The sequence below is a fragment of the Pseudomonas sp. 43mfcvi1.1 genome (genome assembly GCF_900115935.1).
GTDB classification, from domain to species: Bacteria; Pseudomonadota; Gammaproteobacteria; order Pseudomonadales; family Pseudomonadaceae; genus Aquipseudomonas; species Aquipseudomonas bijieensis.
Genome location: NZ_UETT01000005.1, coordinates 412,723 through 434,440 on the forward strand (window position 1 = coordinate 412,723; position 21,718 = coordinate 434,440).

Below are 21,718 nucleotides of genomic sequence, written 5' to 3' on the forward strand. Positions count from 1 at the left end.
AGCCTGCTCCAAAGTTCTCTGTAGGTCTTTTCCTCGTTTGACGTCGCTTTAGCCGCTGCGCAGCGTCGGAGTAAGTTCCTTGATGCCCCCATCAGCTCACCGGAACCGCTCCATGGTTCTGGGTGAGTGATCGGAAAGTTTCAAACGCCAGGACTGGCGGCGACCTCCGCCGCATCTTCACTGCGATGCAGCGCCACCTGGCGGATCGACAGGCGAATTTCCGCCGGCAGCACCCGCTTGGCCGCGCCTTCGGCCAGTTCGCCCAGCAGCTCGTGGTAGCTGAGTTTGCCGGCTTCGTCGCGGCGCAGCACATCGAGGTCCAGCATCGTCTGGATGAAGTGGCGGAACAGGCTCTTGTCGAAGAACTCCGGCGCGTTCAGGCCATGCAGGATCGACAGGCGCTGGGCCATGACGGTGCAGAGGTCCTCCAGCTCTTCGGCGCTGATGGTGTTCTGGCCGCTGTTGAGCAGCAGCGAGACGGTCATGTAGAAGCGCTGCAAGGTCTGGGCGATGCTTTTGGACAGCAGGGTCAGCAGCACGAAGTGCCGTGAGCTCGGCGCTGGACGCAGGTACAGGTCATTTTCGAAACGCAACAGGCCCTGTTCGACGAACGCTTCGAGCCATTGGTCGACCACACCATCCAGTTCTTCCAACGACCAGCGAATGAACAACTCCGATTGCAGGTACGGGTACAGCGCATGGGTGTAGCGCAGGATCTGTTCGCGGCTCATGCGCGAGCTGCTCTGGAAGAAACTCGCCAGCAACGCCGGCAGGGCGAAGATGTGCAGCACGTTGTTGCGGTAGTAGGTCATCAGTACCGCGTTCTGCTCGTCCAGGTACAGAATCTTGCCCAGGGCATCACTCTGTTCCGACAGCAGGTCCATGCCCTTCACGTGCTCGATCAGCGCCTGGCCATCGCCTTCGGGCAGGGTGGTGTGGGGCGAGTACGGGACTTTTCGCAGCAGCGCCAGGTACAGGTCCAACACCCGGGCCATGGCGCGGTCGTCCAGGGCTAGGCGACTGGTTGACAGCAGCGCCAGGGCGACGAGGTTGACCGGGTTGATGGCCGCGGCCTCGTTCAGATGTCGGGCCACGCGCTCGCCGAGGCGGTGGGTGGTCGCGTTGAGCCAGGCCGGTTTGAATTGCGGGCCCAGTTCCTGTTGGCGCCAATCCGGCTGTTCGCCGTCGAGGAATTCCGCCAGCTTGATCGGTTCGCCGAAGTTCACCGCCACCTGGCCGAAGCGTTGCTTGAGGGCGCCGATGACCTTGAAGATGTCGAAGATCGATTCCTTTTTCTTGCTGGCCCCGCGCAATTCGCCCAGGTAGGTACGGCCTTCGAGTACACGCTCATAACCGATGTAGACCGGCACGAAGACGATGGGCATGCGCGAAGAGCGCAGGAAGCTGCGCAAGGTGATGGCGAGCATGCCGGTCTTGGGTTGCAGCATGCGCCCGGTGCGCGAGCGACCGCCCTCGACGAAGTACTCCACCGGGAAGCCTTTGGTGAACAGCGTGTGCAGGTATTCGTTGAACACGGCGGTGTAGAGCGGGTTGCCCTTGAAGGTGCGGCGCATGAAGAACGCCCCGCCACGGCGCAGCAGGCCGCCGATCACCGGCATGTTGAGGTTGATGCCGGCGGCGATGTGCGGTGGGGTCAGGCCGTTGCGAAACAGCAGATACGACAGCAGCAGGTAGTCGATGTGACTGCGGTGGCACGGCACGTAGATGACTTCGTGGCCCTGGGCGATGTTCTGCACGCCTTCGATGTGGTTGACCTTGATGCCGTCGTAGATTTTGTTCCAGAACCAGCTCAGCACCACTTCCAGGAACCGGATCGCGGTGTAGGTGTAGTCCGAGGCGATCTCGTTGCCGTAGCGCAGGGCCTGGGCCTTGGCTTTTTCCGCGGAGATTTTTTCCCGCTCGGCTTCCTCGGCAATCGCCTGCTTGACCAGTGGCTGGTTCAGCAGGCCCTTGACCAGGTTGCGGCGGTGGGAAATGTCCGGGCCGATGACCGCTGCTTTCAAATTGCGGAAGTGCACCCGCAGGATCCGCTGGGCCATGCGCACGGTGCGTTCGTGGCCCTTGTCGTGTTCGATCAGTTCGCGCAGATGGATCGGCGCGGAGAACTGCACGCGGGTCTTGCGTCCCAGGATCATGATGCTCAACAGGCGGCGCAGACGCCCGGTGACGGCCCAGCTGTCGGCGAACAACAGCTTCCAGGGGCTCGATTCGCTGTCGGGCGACTGTCCCCAGAACACGCTGACCGGGATGATCTGTGCATCTTCGGCGGCGTTGTGGGTCAGGGCATTGACCAGCCGCGTCAGGGTCGGTGGCGCGCCGCGCTTGTCCTGGCGCCCGATCCAGTCCGGTGCTGGCGTCAGGTAGAAAAACGCCGCCGGTTCCAGCAGGTTACCCACCGAGACTGGCAGCACCGGACGGGGCAGGCCGGCCTTGGTGCACTCGGTGTCGAGCACCGCCAGGTCGGTGAGCGAAGGATCTTGCAGGACGTAGAACACCGGACGACTGCGGTCGAGGTTGAGGGTGAAGGACGACTGGTTGATGGTCTCGGAGCGAACCCAGAGGTACAACAGTCGGCGCAGGGTGCCAAACACAAGACGGCGGAACGGGGAGCGGGTCATACGGCTTCTGCATGAGTGGATAAAACCGAGCGGCTGCTCGGGCTGGCTAGTGTGCCGGATTCATCGAAAATCGGCAAAAAAGCACCGAAGTAAAGTCAGTTGAGAGTTTTTACGTGTGTCATATACTCGGCCAGTGACTGCCACGGCCACCTTTGGACGGCTGGACGGCAGCTAACGTTCGTACGGCTTTCCTTCGAAAAGCCGACTTAAAAAATAAAAATGGGAGTGAGCATCATGGCAGCACGGGAAACCGGCAGTGTGAAGTGGTTCAACGACGCCAAGGGCTACGGCTTCATCCAGCGTGAAGGCGGTGCGGATGTGTTCGTGCATTACCGCGCCATCCGCGGTGAAGGCCACCGTTCACTGACCGAAGGCCAGCAGGTCGAGTACGCGGTTGTGGAAGGGCAGAAGGGCTTGCAGGCTGAGGATGTGGTGGGGTTGTAACCCGCCCTTGCAGTCACCATGAAGACCACTGTGGGAGCGAGCCTGCTCGCGATAGCGGTGTATCGGGCGATACCTAATCGACTGTCACACCACTATCGCGAGCAGGCTCGCTCCCACAGTTGGATCTAGGCTGAAGCTGAGACGGGCGTTACGCCGTCTTCCAGGTAATCTCTTCTTCCCCATCGGCGCTGATGCGAATCCAGCGATCCGCCGACTCTTCACCTTCTTCTTCCACCCACGACCCAGGCGCGCAGCGCACTTCGACATTCAGGGCGGCGAAGGCGGCGCGGGCGCAGGCGATGTCGTCTTCCCACGGGGTCTGGTCACTTTCCAGGTACAGGCTGTTCCATTTGCCCACGGCCTTGGGCAGCCAGGTCACCGGGATGCTGCCGGCCTTGCACTTGTAGGTCTGGCCTTTCTGTACCCATTCGCTGCATGGGCCCAGGGCCTGGCCGAGCCAGGCGGCGATGGCCTTGTGGTCGACGTCGGCGTCCTTGAGGTAAATCTCGATATCGGGTTGGCGCATGGATGTCCTCACTGCGGTCTTGAAAAATCCATTCGCGGATTTAACTGGCCCCGGACGGTTGCCCGGGCCCGGAAACAAAAGGGTTATTGAAGAACGAAATAATCGTAGCGCATCGACACCGTGACTTCGAACGGCTCGGCCTGCTCGATCACGCTGGCACGGCGTTCGGCACTGGCACGCCAGCCGTGGGGCGTCATGGCCAGCAGGTTGGCGCGGTCCTGGCCGCTGTCGAGCGTCAGCTTGAATTCGAGGGTTTCGCTGTGATCGAGCGCCATGCCCGAAGGCACCAGGGCCAGGTGCTTGTCATCGGTGTACTGGCGAACTTCGTCGTACAGGCGTTCGCGCAATTCCATCAGATGGCCGGCGGTGGGGCCGACTTTCATCAGGCCGCCACCGGGGCTGAGTAAACGCTTGGCTTCCTGCCAGTCCAGCGGGCTGAACACGCTGGCCAGGAACTGACAGCAGCCGTCCGCCAAGGGCACGCGGGCCATGCTGGCGATCAACCAGGTCAGTTGTGGGTTGCGTTTGCAGGCACGCTTGACCGCCTCTCGGGAGATGTCCAGGGCATAACCATCGGCATTGGGTAACGCTTCAGCGATTTGCGCGGTGTAGTAGCCCTCGCCACAGCCGATGTCCAGCCAGCGTCCGGGCGCACGTTCGGCGGCCAGTTCCGCCAGACGCCGGGCGACGGGGGCGTAATGCCCTGCGTTGAGAAAATCGCGGCGGGCTTCGACCATCGCCTGGTTGTCGCCGGGGTCGCGGCTGTTCTTGTGCTGCACCGGCAGCAGGTTCAGGTAACCCTGCCGCGCGCGGTCGAAGCGGTGGCCGGCCGGGCACACCACACCGTTGTCCACCGCGTTCAGCGGCTCACTGCAGATCGGGCAGGCGAGCATCAGGCGAGCAACTTGATCAGCGTCTTGTAGTAGATCTCGGTCAGCACCTCGAGATCGGCTGCCAGCACTCGTTCATTGACCTGGTGGATGGTCGCGTTGACCGGCCCCAGCTCTACCACTTGCGTGCCCATGGTGGCGATGAAGCGACCGTCGGACGTGCCGCCGCTGGTAGACGCCTGGGTCTCGCGACCGGTGACGTCCTTGATGCTCGACGACACCGCGTCGAGCAATGCACCCGGTTCGGTGAGGAACGGCAGGCCGGACAACGCCCAGTCGATGTGCCAGTCCAGTTGATGTTTGTCGAGAATGTCGGCGACGCGCTGTTGCAGGCCTTCGACGGTGGACTCGGTGGAAAAACGGAAGTTGAACACCGCCACCAGGTCACCGGGGATCACGTTGGTCGCGCCGGTGCCAGCGTTGAGGTTGGAGATCTGGAAACTGGTCGGCGGGAAGAAGTCGTTGCCGTGGTCCCAATGCTCGGCGGCCAATTCAGCCAGCGCCGGGGCAGCCAGGTGAATCGGGTTCTTCGCCAGGTGTGGATAGGCCACGTGGCCTTGCTTGCCACGCACGGTCAGCTTCGCGCCGAGGGAACCGCGCCGGCCGTTCTTGACCACATCGCCCACCAAGGTGGTGCTCGATGGCTCGCCGACGATGCACCAGTCCAGCCGCTCCTGACGGGCCTTGAGACGTTCGACCACGGCCTTGGTGCCGTGGTGGGCCGGGCCTTCTTCATCGCTGGTGATCAGGAAGGTGACCGAGCCCTTGTGGTCCGGATAGTCGGCGACGAACCGTTCGGCCGCCACCACCATCGCCGCCAGACTGCCCTTCATGTCCGCTGCGCCACGGCCACAAAGCATGCCGTGCTCATCAATGACCGCGTCGAACGGGTCGAGCTGCCAGGCCTGCACCGGGCCGGTCGGCACCACGTCGGTGTGCCCGGCGAAGCACAGCACCGGACCGTCATGCTTGCCATGGCTGGCCCAGAAGTTATCCACATCCTCGATGCGCATCGGCTCGAGCGCAAAACCCGCATTACCCAGGCGCTGCATCATCAGTTTCTGGCAATCAGCATCCACCGGCGTCACGGACGGACGGCGGATCAGGTCGCAGGCGAGTTGCAGGGTCGGCGAGAGGTCGGCGTGGGCCGTCATGGAAAACTCCGAAAGCTGGAAAGGAGATCACAGTCCATGTGGGAGCGGGCTTGCTCGCGAAGCTTTTAGCGTCAGTGATGACGCCTTCGCGAGCAAGCCCGCTCCCACAGGTCCTGAGTTCGACCGTTGGATTGTATTCGGTCGAGGCTTACAAAATGGCGGTTATCTTATAGCAAAACGACTGGCATGGGCCCCTGGTGCTGGTCAGTTGGAGCACAAAACCTGTGGGAGCGAGCCTGCTCGCGATGGCGGTGTGTCAGTCAACATCACTGCCACTGATCCACCGCCATCGCGAGCAGGCTCGCTCCCACAGAGGTTTTGCTTAAATTGCCGAGACAAAGCCCTATAATGCGCGCCGGTTTTTGGGGTAATGGTCATGAGTACAGAAGATCCACGGTTTGCCGGTATCGCCCGTTTGTATGGCATCGAAGGCCTGGAGCGCCTGCGGGCGGCCCATGTGGCGATCGTCGGCGTGGGTGGGGTCGGTTCCTGGGCGGCGGAAGCCATTGCCCGTTGCGGCGTGGGTGAGATTTCGCTGTTTGACCTGGACGATGTCTGTGTCAGCAACGCCAACCGCCAGTTGCACGCCCTGGACAGCACCGTCGGCAAGCCCAAGGTCGACGTGATGGCCGAGCGGCTGCGGGGGATCAACCCCGACTGCAGGGTGCACGCGGTGGCGGACTTCGTCACCCGCGAGACCATGGCCGAATACATCACGCCGAACATCGACTGTGTTATCGACTGCATCGACAGCGTCAACGCCAAGGCTGCGCTGATCGCCTGGTGCAAGCGCCGCAAGATCCAGATCATCACCACGGGCGGGGCGGGTGGGCAGATCGATCCGACGCTGATCCAGGTCTGCGACTTGAACCGCACGTTCAACGATCCCCTGGCCTCGAAAGTGCGCTCCACCTTGCGCCGCGACTATGGTTTTTCCCGCACCGTGACCCGCCACTACAGCGTGCCCTGCGTGTTCTCTACCGAACAACTGCGCTACCCCAAACCGGATGGCAGCATTTGCCTGCAGAAGAGTTTTGTCGGCGACGGCGTCAAGCTCGACTGCGCCGGTGGGTTTGGCGCGGTGATGATGGTCACGGCGACGTTCGGCATGGTCGCGGCGACCAAGGCTGTGGATAAGATCGTGGCGGGTGTGCGGCGGCCGGCGGATCGGCTCAAGGGCGGGCAGTAACGGCCTTTGTGGCGAGGGAGCTTGCTCCCGCTGGGTCGCGAAGCGGCCCTGAAACCGGGCAACGCGGTATGTCAGACAGATTGAGTTGACTGCTTTTGGGACTGCTGCGCAGTCCAGCGGGAGCAAGCTCCCTCGCCACGGTTATTGTGTCAATTCGCGCATCCGCTTTAACACCGCATTCAAGCCATTGCTACGCGACGGCGACAACTGTCGCGACAATCCCAGCTGATTGAACCAATCCGGCAAATCCACCTGCTGCAACTCGTCAGCGGACAATCCATTGACCCGCGCCAGCAGCAACGCCACCAGCCCACGAATCAACCGCGCATCGCTGCTGGCGGCAAACTGCCAATGTCCGTCGTGCAACTGGCCCACCAACCACACCTGGCTCTCACAGCCATGAACGAGGTTGGCGTCGCATTTGTCTGCGTCGCTCAGGGGCGGCAGGCGCTCGCCCCATTGCATCAGCAGCCGGGCGCGTTGTTCCCAGCCCGAGGCGTCCTGGAAAATCTGCAACGCTGCGGCGGCATCGGCGGGTAGATTCATCGAAGCATCTCCAAGGCCTGATCCAGCGCTTCGAAGAAGCGTTCGATATCGGCGGAGTCGTTGTACAGCGCCAGTGACACCCGAATCGCCCCGGACAGCTTCAAATGCTTGAACAGCGGCATGGCGCAGTGATGCCCGGCGCGCACGGCGATGCCTTGTTCGGTCAGCAGATGGGCCAGGTCGGCGTTGTGCACGCCTTCAACCACGAAGCTGGCCAGGGCCAGCCGTGGGTTGCCTACCAGGCGCACGCCGTTGCGAGCCAACAAACCATGGAGCAGGTAGTCATGCAGCGCCGCCTCATGGTCAATGACCGCTTGCGGATCAAGAGTGGACAGGTAGTCCAGGGTCGCGCCCAACCCGATCACGCTGGCAATCGGCGGCGTGCCGGCCTCGAAGCCCAGCGGCGCCGGGCGGAACGTGGCGTTGTGGTAATCGGCCTGTTGCACCATTTCGCCACCGAACTGCCAATGGCGCAGGTTGCCAAGGGCCTCGGTACGACCAAACAGCACGCCCAGCCCGTCGGGGCCGTAGAGTTTGTGGCTGGAAAACACATAAAAGTCGCAGCCCAGTGCCTGAACGTCGTGGCGACCATGGACCACGCCTTGGGCGCCGTCGATCACTGTCAGTGCGCCCTGGGCCTTGGCCAGCGCCAGCAGCGTAGGCACTGGCTGCCAGGCTCCCAGCACATTGGACAACTGGCTCACCGCCAGCAAGCGGGTACGCGGGCCGATCAGTTCGGCGGCGGCGCCAGGATCGATCACCCCGTCAGCGTCTAGCGGCAACACCACCAGCGTCAACGAGCGGCGCTCGGCCAGTTGCTGCCACGGCAACAGGTTGGCGTGGTGTTCCAGGGCGCTGATGACGATTTCATCGCCCGGGTTGAACAGATGTTCCAGCCCGTAGGCCAGCAGGTTCAGCGCCGAAGTGGCGCCATGGGTGAAGACGATCTGCCCGCAATCCCCGGCGTTGAGCCATTGCGCCACCTTGAGGCGGCTGTCTTCGAACGCCTGGGTGGCGTGGGCGCCCGGTAGGTGTTGTGCACGGTGCACATTGGCGGCGCCATTGGCGTAGTAATGCGTCAGGGCATCGAGCAGGGCTTGGGGTTTTTGCGTGGTGGCGGCGCTGTCCAGGTAGGTCTGGCCTTGCCGTTGCAGGGCGGCGATGGCCGGGAAGTCGGCGCGCCAAGGGGATGGGATCAACATGCTTTCGGGCCCTGCTGGAGTTACGCCGGACCCTGTGGGAGCAAACTTGCTCCCACAGGTGAGGGAGTGAAGCGACTTAGTTGTGGGCGTGCAGCGCTTCGTTCAGCTCGATGGCCGATTTGTGGGTCTTGCATTCCACCGCGCCAGTCTCGGAGTTGCGGCGGAACAACAGGTCGGGTTGGCCAGCCAGGTCACGGGCCTTGACCACTTTGACCAGTTGGTTGTTCTCGTCCAGCAGCGCGACCTTGGTGCCGGCGGTCACGTACAGGCCCGACTCCACGGTGTTGCGGTCGCCCAGCGGGATACCGATGCCGGCGTTGGCGCCGATCAGGCAGCCTTCGCCAACCTTGATCACGATGTTGCCGCCGCCCGACAGGGTGCCCATGGTCGAGCAACCGCCGCCCAGGTCCGAACCCTTGCCGACGAACACGCCAGCCGACACGCGGCCTTCGATCATGCCCGGGCCTTCGGTGCCAGCGTTGAAGTTGACGAAACCTTCGTGCATCACGGTGGTGCCTTCGCCCACGTAGGCGCCCAGACGGATCCGTGCGGCATCGGCGATCCGTACGCCAGCCGGCACCACGTAGTCAGTCATTTTCGGGAACTTGTCCACCGAGAACACTTCCAGCAACTCGCCACGCAGGCGGGCTTCGAGCTGGTGCTCGGCCAGTTCGCTCAGGTCGATCGCGCCCTGGCTGGTCCAGGCCACGTTCGGCAGCAGCGGGAAGATGCCAGCCAGGTTCAGGCCATGGGGCTTGACCAGGCGATGGGACAGCAGGTGCAGCTTGAGGTAAGCCTCAGGCGTGGAGCTCAGTTGGGCATCTTCGGCCAGCAGCGTGGCGACCAGCGGTTTGTGGCTTTCGGCCAGGCGGGTCAGCAGCGCGGCTTGCGCGGCATCGACACCCTTGAGCGCTTCAGCCAGTTGCGAGGCCTGGGCGGTGGTGAAGGTGATGGCCTGGTTGCCGTCGCTGTAGCCAAGGATCGGCGCGATGGCTTTGACGATGTCAGCCGACGGGTTGAGCAGCGGCTGTGCGTAGAACACTTCCAGCCAGGCGCCTTGACGGTTTTGAGTGCCGACACCGAAGGCCAGGCTGAACAGGGTAGTGGACATGAAATTACCTCTACAGAATGGACTGGGCAGGTTTACTTGATCTCTGCCGTATAAATATCTGGCTTGAAGCCAATCAGGGTTCGGTCACCGAGATCGAGCACCGGGCGCTTGATCATCGAGGGTTGGGCGAGCATCAGTTCGATGGCTTTCGTCTGGTCGAGATCGGCTTTGCGTTCGTCGTCGAGTTTGCGAAAGGTCGTACCGGCACGGTTCAACACCACTTGCCAGCCATGTTCGTTGCACCATTGGGTCAGGTGCTCACGGTCGATGCCGGCAGTTTTGTAATCGTGAAAGTCATAGCGCACCGCGTGCTCATCGAGCCAGGTACGCGCTTTTTTCATCGTATCGCAGGCTTTGATGCCGAAAAGCTGTAAGTGCTTGTTTTCCCTGGGCATGAATGCTCCTCCAAAACGTTCCCGGTATCGTCCTGAAAATCAGCGGACGATTATGCCACGTCGTTCCTTTCAGTGCCTTGACTGTCGCGACGGATCGGACAAGGCGGAACCGATAGAAAAGAGGCGACCACACAGCACAGGTAAACCCAACACTTTTGCGCACGAGAGAGCAGCCCATGGATCCTATTTCCCTGACCCCCCCGCTCCATTCAACGACATCGACCACCGGGACCGCCGCAGCCGTCCCGATCGGTCCTGTCACGGCTGAACAGGACCTGGCAAATCGCACTGGTGCAATCAAGGCCCAGCTCACCCGGGTATTCGAGCCGCATATAAACGGTGCCAATCGCGAGGCCTTCGAAGCACTGATCGACGATCGTTCGCGCACCTTGGCCAATGACGGGGAAACCGCGGAAAGCGTCGATGCCGTACTGACCAAAGGCTCGCGGCTGGATCGCGCGGCCCATGACACTGTTGGATTCGTTCGTTCGGTTCCCTTCGGCGTGGCGTCCATTGCGCTGGACTTCGTCCCGGCGGTGACCGGCAATGGCTCGATTACCTCGCCGTTGGCGCTGTCGGCGATTGCCGGCCTGGTCAGCAGCGCCGCCGACACGGTCGGCAATGGCCTGATCCAGCGCGCCACCAGCGACACCCAGTGGCTGGTGGCCGAAGATGCCGATCTGGAACCGGTCATGCGGGAATCCGCCCAGGCGGCGAAGCCGAGCCTGACGACCCGGGCTATCGAAGGCAGCCTGACTTTCCAGACCTTCAGCGCGCGAAACGCGTTGCGCACGGTCGTCCAACCCGTCGTGACGCATCTCGTCGATGCGCAAACGGGCAGCAGGGTGGACTCTGTGATAGCTGCCGTCGGTTCTCCGCTTTCAGGCATGGCCGCCTATGACCTGCAACATTCCATCGATAAATCGAAACACCGGATTGGCCCGCAATACCTGTTGGGGCGTCAAGACTGGCACCAGCGTTACAAGGATCTCAAGAATTATGGCGTAGGAAGTGCTGCGATGGGCATTGCGAAGCGGGTCGGCAGCCTGCCGCTGGACGCGATGCGCGATGGCAGCAAATCGCTGCAAGCCCTGGTTACGCCGACCGGCTTGACCAGTGGTCTTGGAGCGTTGGCCGGCGGGATTACCGCGATCGGCATGGCCCAGACCGCCGCTGTCAATGCAGCCAGGAACGCCGGGATTTCGCCTGCGGGTGTTGCGGCGGCTGGCAAGGCGACGGTTACGGCCACGATGGCCCCGGTGCTCGCCGCCTGGGTGACGACGGGAGTGATGACCCAGCCGTTGGCGGACGAGGCCTCCGCCGCGTTGGACAGGCTATCTGCCGGTCCCGCTCATCCGGATGAGCTGCAGGGAATGTTGCCCTTGGTCGAAATGTCGGCGGCCGAACAGATCGGGGAAGACAGCGACAATGAGGGTGACGGCGTCGATGTTGTCTCGGGCCGCCCGACCCTCAATGCCGCTGAGCGAGCTGTTTAGCTTCGGATAGTCGCCGGTCGCTCCTGCCGCGTGGAGGTTGGGAGCGACCAAGGGGCGACTGCGCATTGACGCCGCTCAGGTGCGACCAATGTGCAACGGCGGCGGTTCACCTTGGCAGTTAATATGGCACTTCACCGGCCAGCTGTTGCCGCAGATGTGTATGGCTGTCATTGGAAGTCCGTTATGCAAAGCGCCTATACCGTCCTGATCCTGTTGATGCTGGTGGGCGTGTCGCGCCTGATCGGACGGTTGATTCCGCTGCCGTTGCCCCTGGTGCAGATCGGCGCCGGCGCCGTGCTGGCCTGGCCCTCACTGGGGCTGCATGTGGCGCTTGATCCCGAGTTGTTTCTGTTTCTGTTCCTGCCGCCACTGCTGTTCTCCGATGGTTGGCGCATGCCCAAGCGCGAATTCTGGCGCCTGCGCGGGCCGATCCTGACGCTGGCGGTAGGGTTGGTGCTGTTTACGGTAGTTGGGGCGGGGTATTTCATTCATTGGCTGCTGCCCGGTATCCCGTTGCCGGTGACCTTCGCCCTGGCGGCTGTCCTGTCACCGACCGACGCCGTGGCGGTCTCGGCGATTGCCCGGGACCGCTTGCCCGCGCCATTGATGCACATGCTCCAGGGCGAAGCGTTGATGAACGATGCGTCGGGCCTGGTGACCTTCAAGTTCGCCCTGGCGGCGGCGATCACTGGCGTGTTTTCCCTGGCGGGGGCGAGCCTGGCCTTTGTCCTGGTGGCGGTCGGTGGCCTGTTGGTGGGCGTGGTGTTGAGTTGGCTGGTGGGCCGCTTGCGGGCCTGGATGATTGCCCGGGGCTGGGACGATCCGGCCACCCACGTGGTGTTCATGTTGCTACTGCCATTCGCAGCCTATGTGCTGGCTGAACGCTTGGGCGCCTCGGGGATTCTCTCGGCGGTGGCGGCAGGCATGATGCAGAGCTGGCTCGACCTGCTGCCGCGCCAGACCGGCACGCGATTGCTCAATCGCAGTGTCTGGTCGCTGTTGGAATTCGCCTTCAACGGCTTGATCTTCCTGCTGCTGGGCTTGCAATTGCCGGACATCATCAAGGCCGTGACCAGCCATGAGCCGACGTTGTGGCCTACGTTGTTCTATCGCTGCCTGGACGTGGTGGCGATTTTCCTGGTGTTGTTGGTGCTGCGGTTTGTCTGGGTGCAAAGCATCTGGCGCGTGTCCGGGCTGTTGCGCCGCTGGCGCGGCAAGGGCGAGTTGACCCTGGTGCCGACGGCGCGTTCCTGCTGGTTGCTGACCTTCGGCGGTGTGCGCGGGGCGGTGACGTTGGCAGGTGTGTTGTCGGTGCCATTGTTGCTGGGGGCGGGGGAGGCATTTCCCGAGCGGGACTTGCTGATCTTCATTGCCGCCGGGGTGATTCTGCTGTCGCTGATTGCGGCCTGCATCGCCCTGCCACTGCTGCTGCGGGGTATCGAGAAGAGCCCCGACGACAAGCGTCGCAACGAAGTTCGCGAGGCTTGGCGCAAAACCGCTGAAGCGGCGATCCATGCGCTGGAAGTGGAGGAGCCGACCGAAGCGACCAGTACGCCGGATGCGGCCCAGGCGGCGTTGGCGACCGAGGTCAAGGCGCGGTTGATGTCTGAATATCGCCATCAGTTGGAGGTGTTCAACGACTCCGCCGAAGCCCAGGCGTTGGCGTTCGAGATGGACCTGCTGGAACGCCGGCTGCGCTTGAAGGCTTTTCGGGCGCAGCGGCTGGAGCTGTATCGCCTCAGCCGTCATCACCAGATTGGGGATGACGTGTTGCGTGAGGTGCTGGGGGAGTTGGATCTGGCGGAGGCGAATTTGGGGTTGGGTAAATAACGGTTGGGGTTAGAGCGGAAGGTAGGCCTTCACACCGGCGATCACGCCTTGCATGTCTTCAGAGCCCAGGCGAGGAACGAAGTACTCTCGGCCCTTGGATCGAGTCTTTCTGTGCAGCTTGTCCAGACGTTCAAAACTCACGGTATAAATCATGTCGCACTTCACCCAAAGCTCTTTGTAGCCATCGGACTGGAGGGGGTTGGTGCGGAGCAGGTGGTGCCAGTCCTGCTGAGTTTGTGGAGTTGTGGAGGAAATCGGCACTACGGTACAGAGCTTGCGACTGTGTGTGGCGGTAGGGGAGATCACTACCACCTTGCGGATCTTCAGCATTTCAGGTGCAACAAAGCCCCGCGTGAAGTCGCAAAGAAGAACATCGCCTTGCTTGGAATGGTAATAGAGAGGCATTCCTTATCCTCATAAAAAGCAAAGCCGCCCGAAGGCGGCTTCAATCGACACGCAGTTGAGCTTGCTTCGCCCTTTCTGCGCCGCTGGGTCAACCTCGAGAGGGACCCAGACTCCTGCCAGCTTTCGCTGGTGACGGGGAGGATTATGGCTACAGGGGATAGCGAATTCAAGCCAGCTTGAACCCTCGCAACAGGGTTGAATGAGATATTTCGGTGTACAAAGTAAGCGAAATCAACGGCTTGGCGTTCGCGGTACGTTTTATGTCTTTTCTTGTCTGAGCAGACAGACCGTGGTCTGTCAGACGCGCCGAAGTTTCCGACAAGTTTTTAAGGTTGTCCGTCGGAAGCGAGGGCTCTAGCCTCTGGGTGTCGCTGCCCAAGGCTTTGGATCGGGTAGAGCTTCGGACTTGATGCAATAAATGCCGGCCTCATCGCGAGCAAGCTTTGCTCCCACAGGATCCGGTATCGATCACAGGTTGTGAGAGCCACACAAGTCCACTGTGGGAGCAAAGCTTGCTCGCGATAAATCGAAAGGCAAACACAAAAATACCTGTGAAGCACTGGACCTGTGGCGAGGGGATTTATCCCCGCTGGGCTGCGCAGCAGCCCTAAAGCAGTGAACTCAATCTTCCTGGCGCACCGAGTTGGCTGGCTTGGGGGCCGCTTCGCAGCCCAGCGGGGATAAATCCCCTCGCCACAACAGCCCCGATACAGTCATTAACCCCGACGCTGAATGAACGCGCGAATCCGCTCCGCCGCTTCCACACATTCGGCCAGCGGCGCGACCAGGGCCATGCGCACACGCCCGGCGCCTGGGTTGACGCCATCCACATCGCGAGACAGGTACGAGCCCGGCACCACGGTCACGTGTTCCTGTTCGAACAGGTCACGGCAGAAGGCTGCATCATCGCCCGCCACATTCGGCCACAAGTAGAAGCTGCCATCGGGACGCTGTACATCCAGTACCGGGCTGAGGATTTCCAGCACCGCGTCGAACTTTTCCCGGTACAGCGCGCGGTTGGCGCGCACGTGCACTTCGTCGTTCCACGCCGCGATGCTTGCCAGTTGGGTCTGAACCGGCATCGCACAGCCGTGGTAGGTGCGGTACAGCAGGAAACCCTTGAGGATGTCCGCGTCGCCAGCGACGAAACCGGAGCGCAGGCCGGGCAGGTTGGAGCGTTTGGACAGGCTGTGGAACACCACGCAGCGTTTGAAATCCTTGCGGCCCAGTTCGACGCAGGCGCTGAGCAGCCCCGGCGGCGGGGTCTGCTCGTCGAAGTACAGTTCGCTGTAGCACTCGTCCGCGGCGATGACGAAGTCATATTCGTCAGCCAGGGCGATGAGTTTCTTCAGCACATCCACCGGGATCAGCGCGCCGGTCGGGTTGCCAGGTGAGCACAGGAACAGGATCTGGCAGCGTTTCCAGATGTCCGGCGAAACCGCGTCGAAATCCGGGTTGAAGCCATTCGCGTCCAGGCACGGCAGGTAGTGCGGCTTGGCCCCGGCCAGGAACGCCGCGCCTTCGTAGATCTGATAGAACGGGTTGGGGCTGACCACCAGGGCATCGTCGCCACGGTTGACCACGGTCTGGGTGAAGGCGAACAAGGCCTCACGGGTGCCGTTGACCGGCAGCACATGGCGCGCCGGGTCCAGCCAGCCGTTCGGCACGTTGAAACGGCGCTCGCACCAGCCGGTGATGGCTTCACGCAACTCCGGGATACCGAGGGTGGTCGGGTACACGGCCATCTTTTCCAGATTGCTGGCCAGGGCCTCGGCCACGAAGCTCGGCGAACGGTGCTTGGGCTCGCCGATGGACAACGCGATCGGGCGCTTGTCGGGGTTGGGCGTGACGCTGCCGAGCAAGGCGCGGAGCTTTTCGAACGGGTAGGGCTGGAGCTGGGACAGGGCGTTGTTCATCGGGGGCCTCGTTCAATGTGGGAGCGAGCCTGCTCGCGATAGCGGTATGGCAGGAACATCTGTGCTGGATGTTCCGCCGTCATCGCGAGCAGGCTCGCTCCCACAGGGGGAAATTTGTTCGTTCAGATGCTGATGCGTGTCAGGTGGGCATCGGGTTCCTGGTTGACGCTCAAATGCCGCACGATCGCTTCCTGCAGGCGGCTGCACAACTGTGGGTCGGAGAGCGGTTGGCCATGGGCGTCGGTGATGAAGAACACGTCTTCCACCCGTTCGCCGAGGGTGGCGATCTTGGCGTTCTGCAGCGACAGGTCGAACTCCAGGAAGATATGCCCGATCCGCGCCAGCAGGCCGGGACGATCCGGGGCGCTGAGTTCCAGCACTGTGATCTGACGCTGGGCATCGTTGTGGATCGTCACCTGGGGCGCAAAGGCGAAATGCTTGAGCTGGCGTGGCACCCGGCGCTGGATGATGGTCGGGTAGTCCGCCGGGTTGCGCAGGGCCTCGGTGAGGCCGTCGCGGATCTGCTTGACCCGTGCCGGGTTATCGCCAATCGAATCGCCGTCGGTGTCGAGCACGATATAGGTGTCGAGGGTGAACTGGCTGCTGGAGGTGATAATCCGCGCATCATGGATGTTGAGGTTGAGCTGGTCCATCGCCGCCACGGTCACGGCGAAGAAGTCGTGCTGGTCCGGGGCGTAGATGAAGATCTGCGTGCCGCCTTCGAACTCGCGTTGGGTGGTTTCCTTGATCAGCACCAGCGGCCCGCCGTCGGCCGGTTGCTGGAGGATCGCGTCGCTGTGCCAGGCCACGTCGCCGGCGGTATGGCGCAGGAAATAGTCGTCGCCCAGTTGTGACCAGAGTTGCTCGACATCGTCCGGGTCGGTACCGCCACGCACCAGGATGTCCAGGGCTGCGCTCTGGGTCCGGCGGATCTGTTCTTCGCGGTCCACCGGGTTTTCCAGGCCACGGCGCAAGGCCCGTTTGGTCTCGGTGTACAACTGGCGCAACAGGCTGGCGCGCCAGGAGTTCCACAGGGTCGGGTTGGTGGCGTTGATGTCGGCCACGGTCAGCACGTAGAGGTAATCCAGGCGCGTTTCATCGCCAACGATCTGGGCGAAGTCGTGGATCACCTGCGGGTCGGACAAATCCTTGCGCTGGGCGGTGGTCGACATCACCAGGTGGTTCTGCACCAGCCAGACGATCAGCCGGCTGTCCCATACCGGCAGTTGATGGCGCTGGCAGAACGCTTCGGCATCCACCGCGCCGATCTCGGAGTGATCGCCCTGGCGGCCCTTGCCGATGTCGTGGTACAGCCCCGCCATGTAGATCAGCTCGGGCTTGGGCAGTTTGCCCATGAGCTTGCTGGCCAGCGGGAATTTCTCCGAGACCTGGGTGTACTGGAGTTTACGCAGGTGCTTGATCAGGTTCAGGGTGTGGGCATCGACCGTGTAGATATGGAACAGGTCGTGCTGCATCTGTCCGACGATGAAGCCGAACTCCGGCAGATAGCGCCCGAGGATCCCGTAGCGGTTCATGCGCCGCAGGTTGCGGTGCACGCCGATCTTGCACTTGAACAGCTCGATGAACAGGCTGGTGTTGCGGATGTCGTGGCGGAAATCCTCGTCGATCAGATGACGGTTTTCCCGCAGCAGGCGAATGGTATCGGCGCGCACGCCCTTGATTTCCGGCTGCTGGGCCATGAGCACGAAGATTTCCAGCATGGCGAACGGCGTGCGGCGGAACACATTGGCGTTGCGAGCTTCGATGTAGCCGTCGTGGAGCTGGAAGCGAGAGTTGATCGGCTGCGGCGGCTCTTCGTCTTCTGGGGCGAGGATGACCTCCTCGAAGTGCTGGATGATCAGTTCGCTGAGCTGGGCGATACTCATCACCACCCGGTAATACTGCTGCATGAAGTTTTCGATGGACTGCTTGGCGTCTTGGCCCTCGAAGCCCAGCAGGCCGGCGATGGAGCGCTGGTGATCGAACAGCAGGCGGTCTTCGGCACGCCCGGCCAGCATGTGCAGGGCGTAGCGAACCTTCCACAGGAACTCCTGGGACGAGGCCAGCAAGGCGTTTTCGCTTTCCACCAGGAACCCTTCGCCAGCCAGGGCCCGCAGGTTCAGCGTGCCGTACTGGCGGCGGGCAACCCAGAGGATCGTCTGGATGTCCCGCAGCCCACCGGGCGAGCCCTTGACGTTGGGCTCCAGGTTGTACTCGGTGTCGTTGTACTTGTGGTGACGGGCCTTCTGCTCGGCGTGCTTGGCCAGGAAGAAGTCCTTGCTCGGCCACATGTGCTCCGTGCTGGTGACATCGAGCATGCGCTGGCGCAGGCGTTCGGGGCCGGCGATGGTGCGGCTTTCCATCAGGTTGGTGATCACCGTCAGGTCGGCGCGGGCTTCGTCGGCACATTCCTGCACCGAGCGCACGCTCTGGCCGACTTCCAGGCCGATGTCCCACAGCAGCGTCAGGAACCGCTCGATGGAGTCGCGGAAAACCTCATGATCGGCGCTGTCCAGCAGGATCAGCAGATCGATGTCGGAGTAGGGGTGCAGCTCACCGCGCCCATAGCCGCCGACCGCCACCAGGGCGATGTCGGCGTCTTCGCTCCAGTCGAACTGCTCCCAGGCCTTTTGCAGGATGTTATCGACGAACCAGGCGCGGTCCTCGATCAGCCGACGAATGTCCCGGCCATTGCGAAAGCGCTGGTCGAGCACTTCGTGGGCCTGGCGGATCGCCTTCTTGAACGCCGAGATGGGGCTTGCCTTCAGGGCCAGTTCAGCCTGGAACTGGCCGCGGTCGAAGAGTTCGGGGTCCACCTGCGGCATTGAATGGCTTTCCTTTCTATCTATAGCTATAGGCTGGGTTCGGATCAGGCGGAAACGCGCGGGATGGTGTCATCGCTGCGCAGGGTGAAGATCTCGTAGCCGGTCTCGGTGACCAGCAAGGTGTGCTCCCACTGGGCCGACAGCTTGCGGTCCTTGGTGATGGCGGTCCAGCCGTCGCCCAGCACCTTGGTGTCGGCGCGGCCCTGGTTGATCATCGGCTCGATGGTGAAGGTCATGCCCGCTTGCAGCTCCATGCCGGTGCCGGCACGGCCGTAGTGCAGGATTTGTGGCTCTTCGTGGAACACCTTGCCGATACCGTGGCCGCAGAACTCACGCACCACCGAAAAGCCGTTCTTCTGTGCGTGCTTCTGGATCACTTCGCCGATGTCACCCAGGCGGCAGCCCGGTTTCACCAGTTCGATGGCCATGTACATGCATTCCTGGGTGACTTTCGACAGGCGCTCGGCCCACTCCGGCACGTTGCCGACATGGAACATGCGGCTGGTGTCGCCGTGGTAACCGTCCTTGATGACGGTGACGTCGATGTTCAGGGTATCGCCATCCTTCAACGGTTTTTCGTTGGGGATGCCGTGGCAGACCACGTGGTTGATCGAGGTGCAGATCGACTTCGGGAAACCTTTGTAGTTGAGCGGGGCAGGGATGGCCTTCTGCTCGTTGACGATATAGTCGTGGCAGATGCGGTCCAGCTCTTCGGTGGTCACGCCAGGCTTGACGTAGTCGGCGATCATCTCCAGCACTTCGGCGGCAAGTTTGCCGGCGACACGCATTTTGGCGATGTCCTCGGGGGTCTTGAGGGTAACGGTCATACAGGCTCTCTCTGCGCCCGACGGCGCTGTTCAAAGCGAAATGGGCGGCGGATGATGATTCACGTGGCCCTGAAAGAGGCGATTCTAACAGACGATCAGCGCAAATCCGCGTCCACATGCATCGCTTCTCTCTATAAGGGTGTGCATTCATTGCCCATGAAAGGGCTGTGGGAGGGGGGCTTCACCAGGATTTCAGAATCCGTGTTCCGTTTTCGCCCTTGCTGTGGTATAAAATGCGCCGCTTTCCGGGGATGACCCCGTAAGCTTAAATCCACACACGTGTCGACACGATGACCTGGGTGCCTCGGCTTATATAAGCCGCTGGTTGGTCATTGGGATACGTGGAGGCCAAACCCGACTTATCAAGGAACTATCATGTCCCAAGTCAACATGCGCGATATGCTGAAGGCCGGTGTGCACTTCGGTCACCAGACCCGTTACTGGAACCCGAAAATGGGTAAATACATTTTCGGCGCGCGTAACAAGATCCACATCATCAACCTTGAAAAAACCCTGCCGATGTTCAACGAAGCACTGACCTTCGTAGAGCGCCTGGCCCAGGGCAAAAACAAGATTCTGTTCGTCGGCACCAAGCGTTCCGCTGGCAAGATCGTTGCTGAAGAAGCAGCACGTTGCGGTTCGCCGTACGTCGATCACCGCTGGTTGGGCGGCATGCTGACCAACTTCAAGACCATTCGCGCTTCCATCAAGCGTCTGCGTGACCTTGAAGTCCAGTCCGAAGACGGTACTTTCGCCAAGCTGACCAAGAAAGAAGCGCTGATGCGCACTCGCGATCTTGAGAAGCTGGACCGCTCCCTGGGCGGTATCAAGGACATGGGCGGTCTGCCTGACGCACTGTTCGTGATCGACGTTGACCACGAGCGCATCGCGATCACCGAAGCCAACAAGCTGGGTATCCCGGTCATCGGCGTTGTCGATACCAACAGCAGCCCGGAAGGCGTTGACTACATCATCCCAGGCAACGATGACGCCATCCGCGCCATCCAGCTGTACATGGGTTCGATGGCCGACGCTGTTATCCGTGGTCGCAACAACGTGAACGGCGGCACCGAAGTCTTCGCTGAAGAAGCTCCGGCAGCAGCCGCTGAGTAATCGACGCCCCTGGCGTTGACTCAGTAAGCAAAAAGGGGGCTTGGCCCCCTTTTTGCCACCTCGAAAACCATTTGCCGCCAGCGCAGTGACCTGTTTGTAACCTGCCGCGGCCTATAAGCAGTGGTTTTCCAGGAAGAATTGATCGCCCGTTCGATCGGGTGGAATGGTTGAAAACCTATCCAAGAGGATTTTGAAATGGCAGAGATTACTGCAGCGTTGGTCAAAGAACTGCGCGAGCGTACCGGCGAAGGCATGATGGACTGCAAGAAGGCCTTGACCAAGGCTGGCGGCGACATCGAGAAAGCCATTGATGACATGCGTGCTTCGGGCGCCATCAAGGCTGCCAAGAAAGCGGGCAACGTTGCCGCTGAAGGCGCCATCGCCATCAAGGACGACGGCAAGGCAGCCGTGCTGCTGGAAGTCAACTCCCAGACCGACTTCCTGGCTTTGCAGGATGACTTCAAGGCATTCGTCGCTGCCAGCGTCGAAAAAGCCTTCGCTGACAAACTGACCGACGCAGCTCCGCTGATCGAGTCTCAGGAAGAAGCGCGCCTGGTCCTGGTTGGCAAGACCGGCGAGAACGTCAACATCCGTCGTCTGGTTCGCGTTGAAGGTGACGTGGTCGGTACCTACCTGCACGGCAACAAGATCGGTGTTGCGGTTGTCCTCAAGGGCGGCGATACCGAGCTGGCAAAAGACATCGCCATGCACGTTGCAGCGACCAACCCTGAGTTCCTGCTGCCTTCGGACGTTTCGGCTGAAGCGATCGAGCGCGAGAAGAGCGTCTTCCTGCAGCTGAACGAAGAGAAGCTCAAAGGCAAGCCTGCTGAAATCGCAGAAAAAATGGTCAGCGGTCGTATCTCCAAGTTCCTGGCCGAAGCCAGCCTGGTTGAGCAGGCTTTCGTCAAGAACCCGGAAATCAAGGTCGGCGACCTGGCGAAGAAAGCCGGTGCTGAAATCGTTTCTTTCACCTACTTCAAGGTAGGCGAAGGCATCGAGAAGCCGGTCGACAACTTCGCTGAAGAAGTTGCTGCCCAATTGGCTGCTGCCAAGCAATAAGACGGTTCTTACAACTGTCGCCCTGAAGAGGCTGCCCGCTTAACGCGCGCAGCCTCTTTTTGGATGGGGATGCCGATTTTTATTGGTTTCCTGTCGGAACTGGCTTACAAAGCCGTGTTCCGATGGCGCTGTGTCAGCGTCAAACCAGGCT

General features: G+C 61.6%; 18 protein-coding genes. 6 read left to right on the top strand and 12 right to left on the bottom strand.

All coding sequences use genetic code 11. The features are described 5' to 3' along the window. Nucleotides 1–140: 140 nt before the first annotated feature. Nucleotides 141–2,639 carry a glycerol-3-phosphate 1-O-acyltransferase PlsB gene (gene plsB / locus DTP52_RS12850; protein ID WP_109753695.1) on the bottom strand — a complete coding sequence of 833 codons (2,499 nt, stop codon included), beginning with the start codon at nt 2,637–2,639 and terminating at the stop codon, nt 141–143. A 234-nt stretch (nt 2,640–2,873) separates the two neighbouring features. On the opposite strand from plsB, the gene DTP52_RS12855 reads away from it, so the two are divergent. Then, nucleotides 2,874–3,083 carry a cold shock domain-containing protein gene (locus DTP52_RS12855; RefSeq protein ID WP_003198198.1) on the top strand — a complete coding sequence of 70 codons (210 nt, stop codon included), beginning with the start codon at nt 2,874–2,876 and terminating at the stop codon, nt 3,081–3,083. A gap of 148 nt (nt 3,084–3,231) precedes the next feature. Here DTP52_RS12855 and DTP52_RS12860 read toward each other — a convergent pair whose 3' ends face one another. The 3 genes from DTP52_RS12860 to dapE form a co-directional block, all read right to left on the bottom strand. Then, the gene (locus DTP52_RS12860) at nt 3,232–3,609 is read right to left on the bottom strand and encodes a hypothetical protein (protein ID WP_109753696.1); all 378 of its coding nucleotides are present in this window, start codon (nt 3,607–3,609) and stop codon (nt 3,232–3,234) included. 83 nt (nt 3,610–3,692) lie between these two features. Further along, entirely contained in the window at nt 3,693–4,502 is an 810-nt protein-coding gene (locus DTP52_RS12865; protein ID WP_109753697.1) for a putative RNA methyltransferase, read from the bottom strand. After that, complete coding sequence (gene dapE, locus DTP52_RS12870; RefSeq protein WP_109753698.1) at nt 4,502–5,653, bottom strand: succinyl-diaminopimelate desuccinylase; 1,152 nt, start codon at nt 5,651–5,653, stop codon at nt 4,502–4,504. The genes DTP52_RS12865 and dapE overlap by 1 nt, the downstream gene beginning before the upstream one ends. Before the next feature lie 376 nt (nt 5,654–6,029). On the opposite strand from dapE, the gene tcdA reads away from it, so the two are divergent. Next, nucleotides 6,030–6,842, top strand: coding sequence for a tRNA cyclic N6-threonylcarbamoyladenosine(37) synthase TcdA (gene tcdA, locus DTP52_RS12875; protein ID WP_371925588.1), 813 nt, complete (start codon nt 6,030–6,032; stop codon nt 6,840–6,842). A 141-nt stretch (nt 6,843–6,983) separates the two neighbouring features. Here the strand turns inward: tcdA and DTP52_RS12880 are convergent, their stop codons facing one another. The 4 genes from DTP52_RS12880 to DTP52_RS12895 form a co-directional block, all read right to left on the bottom strand. Next, nucleotides 6,984–7,388, bottom strand: a complete 405-nt coding sequence (locus DTP52_RS12880) for a SufE family protein (RefSeq protein ID WP_109753700.1) — start codon at nt 7,386–7,388, stop codon at nt 6,984–6,986. Beyond that, the gene (locus DTP52_RS12885; protein ID WP_109753701.1) at nt 7,385–8,590 is read right to left on the bottom strand and encodes an aminotransferase class V-fold PLP-dependent enzyme; all 1,206 of its coding nucleotides are present in this window, start codon (nt 8,588–8,590) and stop codon (nt 7,385–7,387) included. The genes DTP52_RS12880 and DTP52_RS12885 overlap by 4 nt, the downstream gene beginning before the upstream one ends. Nucleotides 8,591–8,666: 76 nt before the next feature. Then, nucleotides 8,667–9,701 carry a 2,3,4,5-tetrahydropyridine-2,6-dicarboxylate N-succinyltransferase gene (dapD, locus tag DTP52_RS12890; protein ID WP_109753702.1) on the bottom strand — a complete coding sequence of 345 codons (1,035 nt, stop codon included), beginning with the start codon at nt 9,699–9,701 and terminating at the stop codon, nt 8,667–8,669. 32 nt (nt 9,702–9,733) lie between these two features. Continuing rightward, nucleotides 9,734–10,096 carry an ArsC family reductase gene (locus DTP52_RS12895; RefSeq protein ID WP_109753703.1) on the bottom strand — a complete coding sequence of 121 codons (363 nt, stop codon included), beginning with the start codon at nt 10,094–10,096 and terminating at the stop codon, nt 9,734–9,736. A 176-nt stretch (nt 10,097–10,272) separates the two neighbouring features. Here DTP52_RS12895 and DTP52_RS12900 point away from each other — a divergent pair, with 176 nt between their 5' ends. Further along, a complete protein-coding gene (locus tag DTP52_RS12900; RefSeq protein ID WP_109753704.1) occupies nt 10,273–11,592 on the top strand; it encodes a type III effector protein RopAA in 1,320 nt (439 codons plus the stop codon). Nucleotides 11,593–11,775: 183 nt separating this feature from the next. After that, a complete protein-coding gene (locus DTP52_RS12905; protein WP_109753705.1) occupies nt 11,776–13,422 on the top strand; it encodes a Na+/H+ antiporter in 1,647 nt (548 codons plus the stop codon). 9 nt (nt 13,423–13,431) lie between these two features. Here the strand turns inward: DTP52_RS12905 and DTP52_RS12910 are convergent, their stop codons facing one another. The 4 genes from DTP52_RS12910 to map all read right to left on the bottom strand — a co-directional run bounded on the left by DTP52_RS12910 (nt 13,432) and on the right by map (nt 19,395). Beyond that, a complete protein-coding gene (locus DTP52_RS12910) occupies nt 13,432–13,827 on the bottom strand; it encodes a type II toxin-antitoxin system PemK/MazF family toxin (protein WP_109753706.1) in 396 nt (131 codons plus the stop codon). A gap of 716 nt (nt 13,828–14,543) precedes the next feature. After that, on the bottom strand, nt 14,544–15,743 hold the full coding sequence (gene dapC / locus DTP52_RS12915) for a succinyldiaminopimelate transaminase (RefSeq protein ID WP_109753707.1): 1,200 nt from the start codon (nt 15,741–15,743) through the stop codon (nt 14,544–14,546). A 122-nt stretch (nt 15,744–15,865) separates the two neighbouring features. Then, nucleotides 15,866–18,568 (bottom strand): [protein-PII] uridylyltransferase, encoded by a 2,703-nt coding sequence (locus tag DTP52_RS12920; RefSeq protein ID WP_109753708.1) that lies wholly within the window; start codon nt 18,566–18,568, stop codon nt 15,866–15,868. 44 nt (nt 18,569–18,612) lie between these two features. Continuing rightward, complete coding sequence (gene map, locus DTP52_RS12925) at nt 18,613–19,395, bottom strand: type I methionyl aminopeptidase (RefSeq protein WP_030139491.1); 783 nt, start codon at nt 19,393–19,395, stop codon at nt 18,613–18,615. A 375-nt stretch (nt 19,396–19,770) separates the two neighbouring features. Between map and rpsB the strand changes: the two genes are divergently transcribed. Both rpsB and tsf read left to right on the top strand, forming a co-directional pair. After that, the gene (rpsB, locus tag DTP52_RS12930) at nt 19,771–20,508 is read left to right on the top strand and encodes a 30S ribosomal protein S2 (protein ID WP_003198231.1); all 738 of its coding nucleotides are present in this window, start codon (nt 19,771–19,773) and stop codon (nt 20,506–20,508) included. Between the two features lie 195 nt (nt 20,509–20,703). Next, nucleotides 20,704–21,567, top strand: coding sequence for a translation elongation factor Ts (gene tsf / locus DTP52_RS12935; RefSeq protein WP_109753709.1), 864 nt, complete (start codon nt 20,704–20,706; stop codon nt 21,565–21,567). Nucleotides 21,568–21,718: the final 151 nt, after the last annotated feature.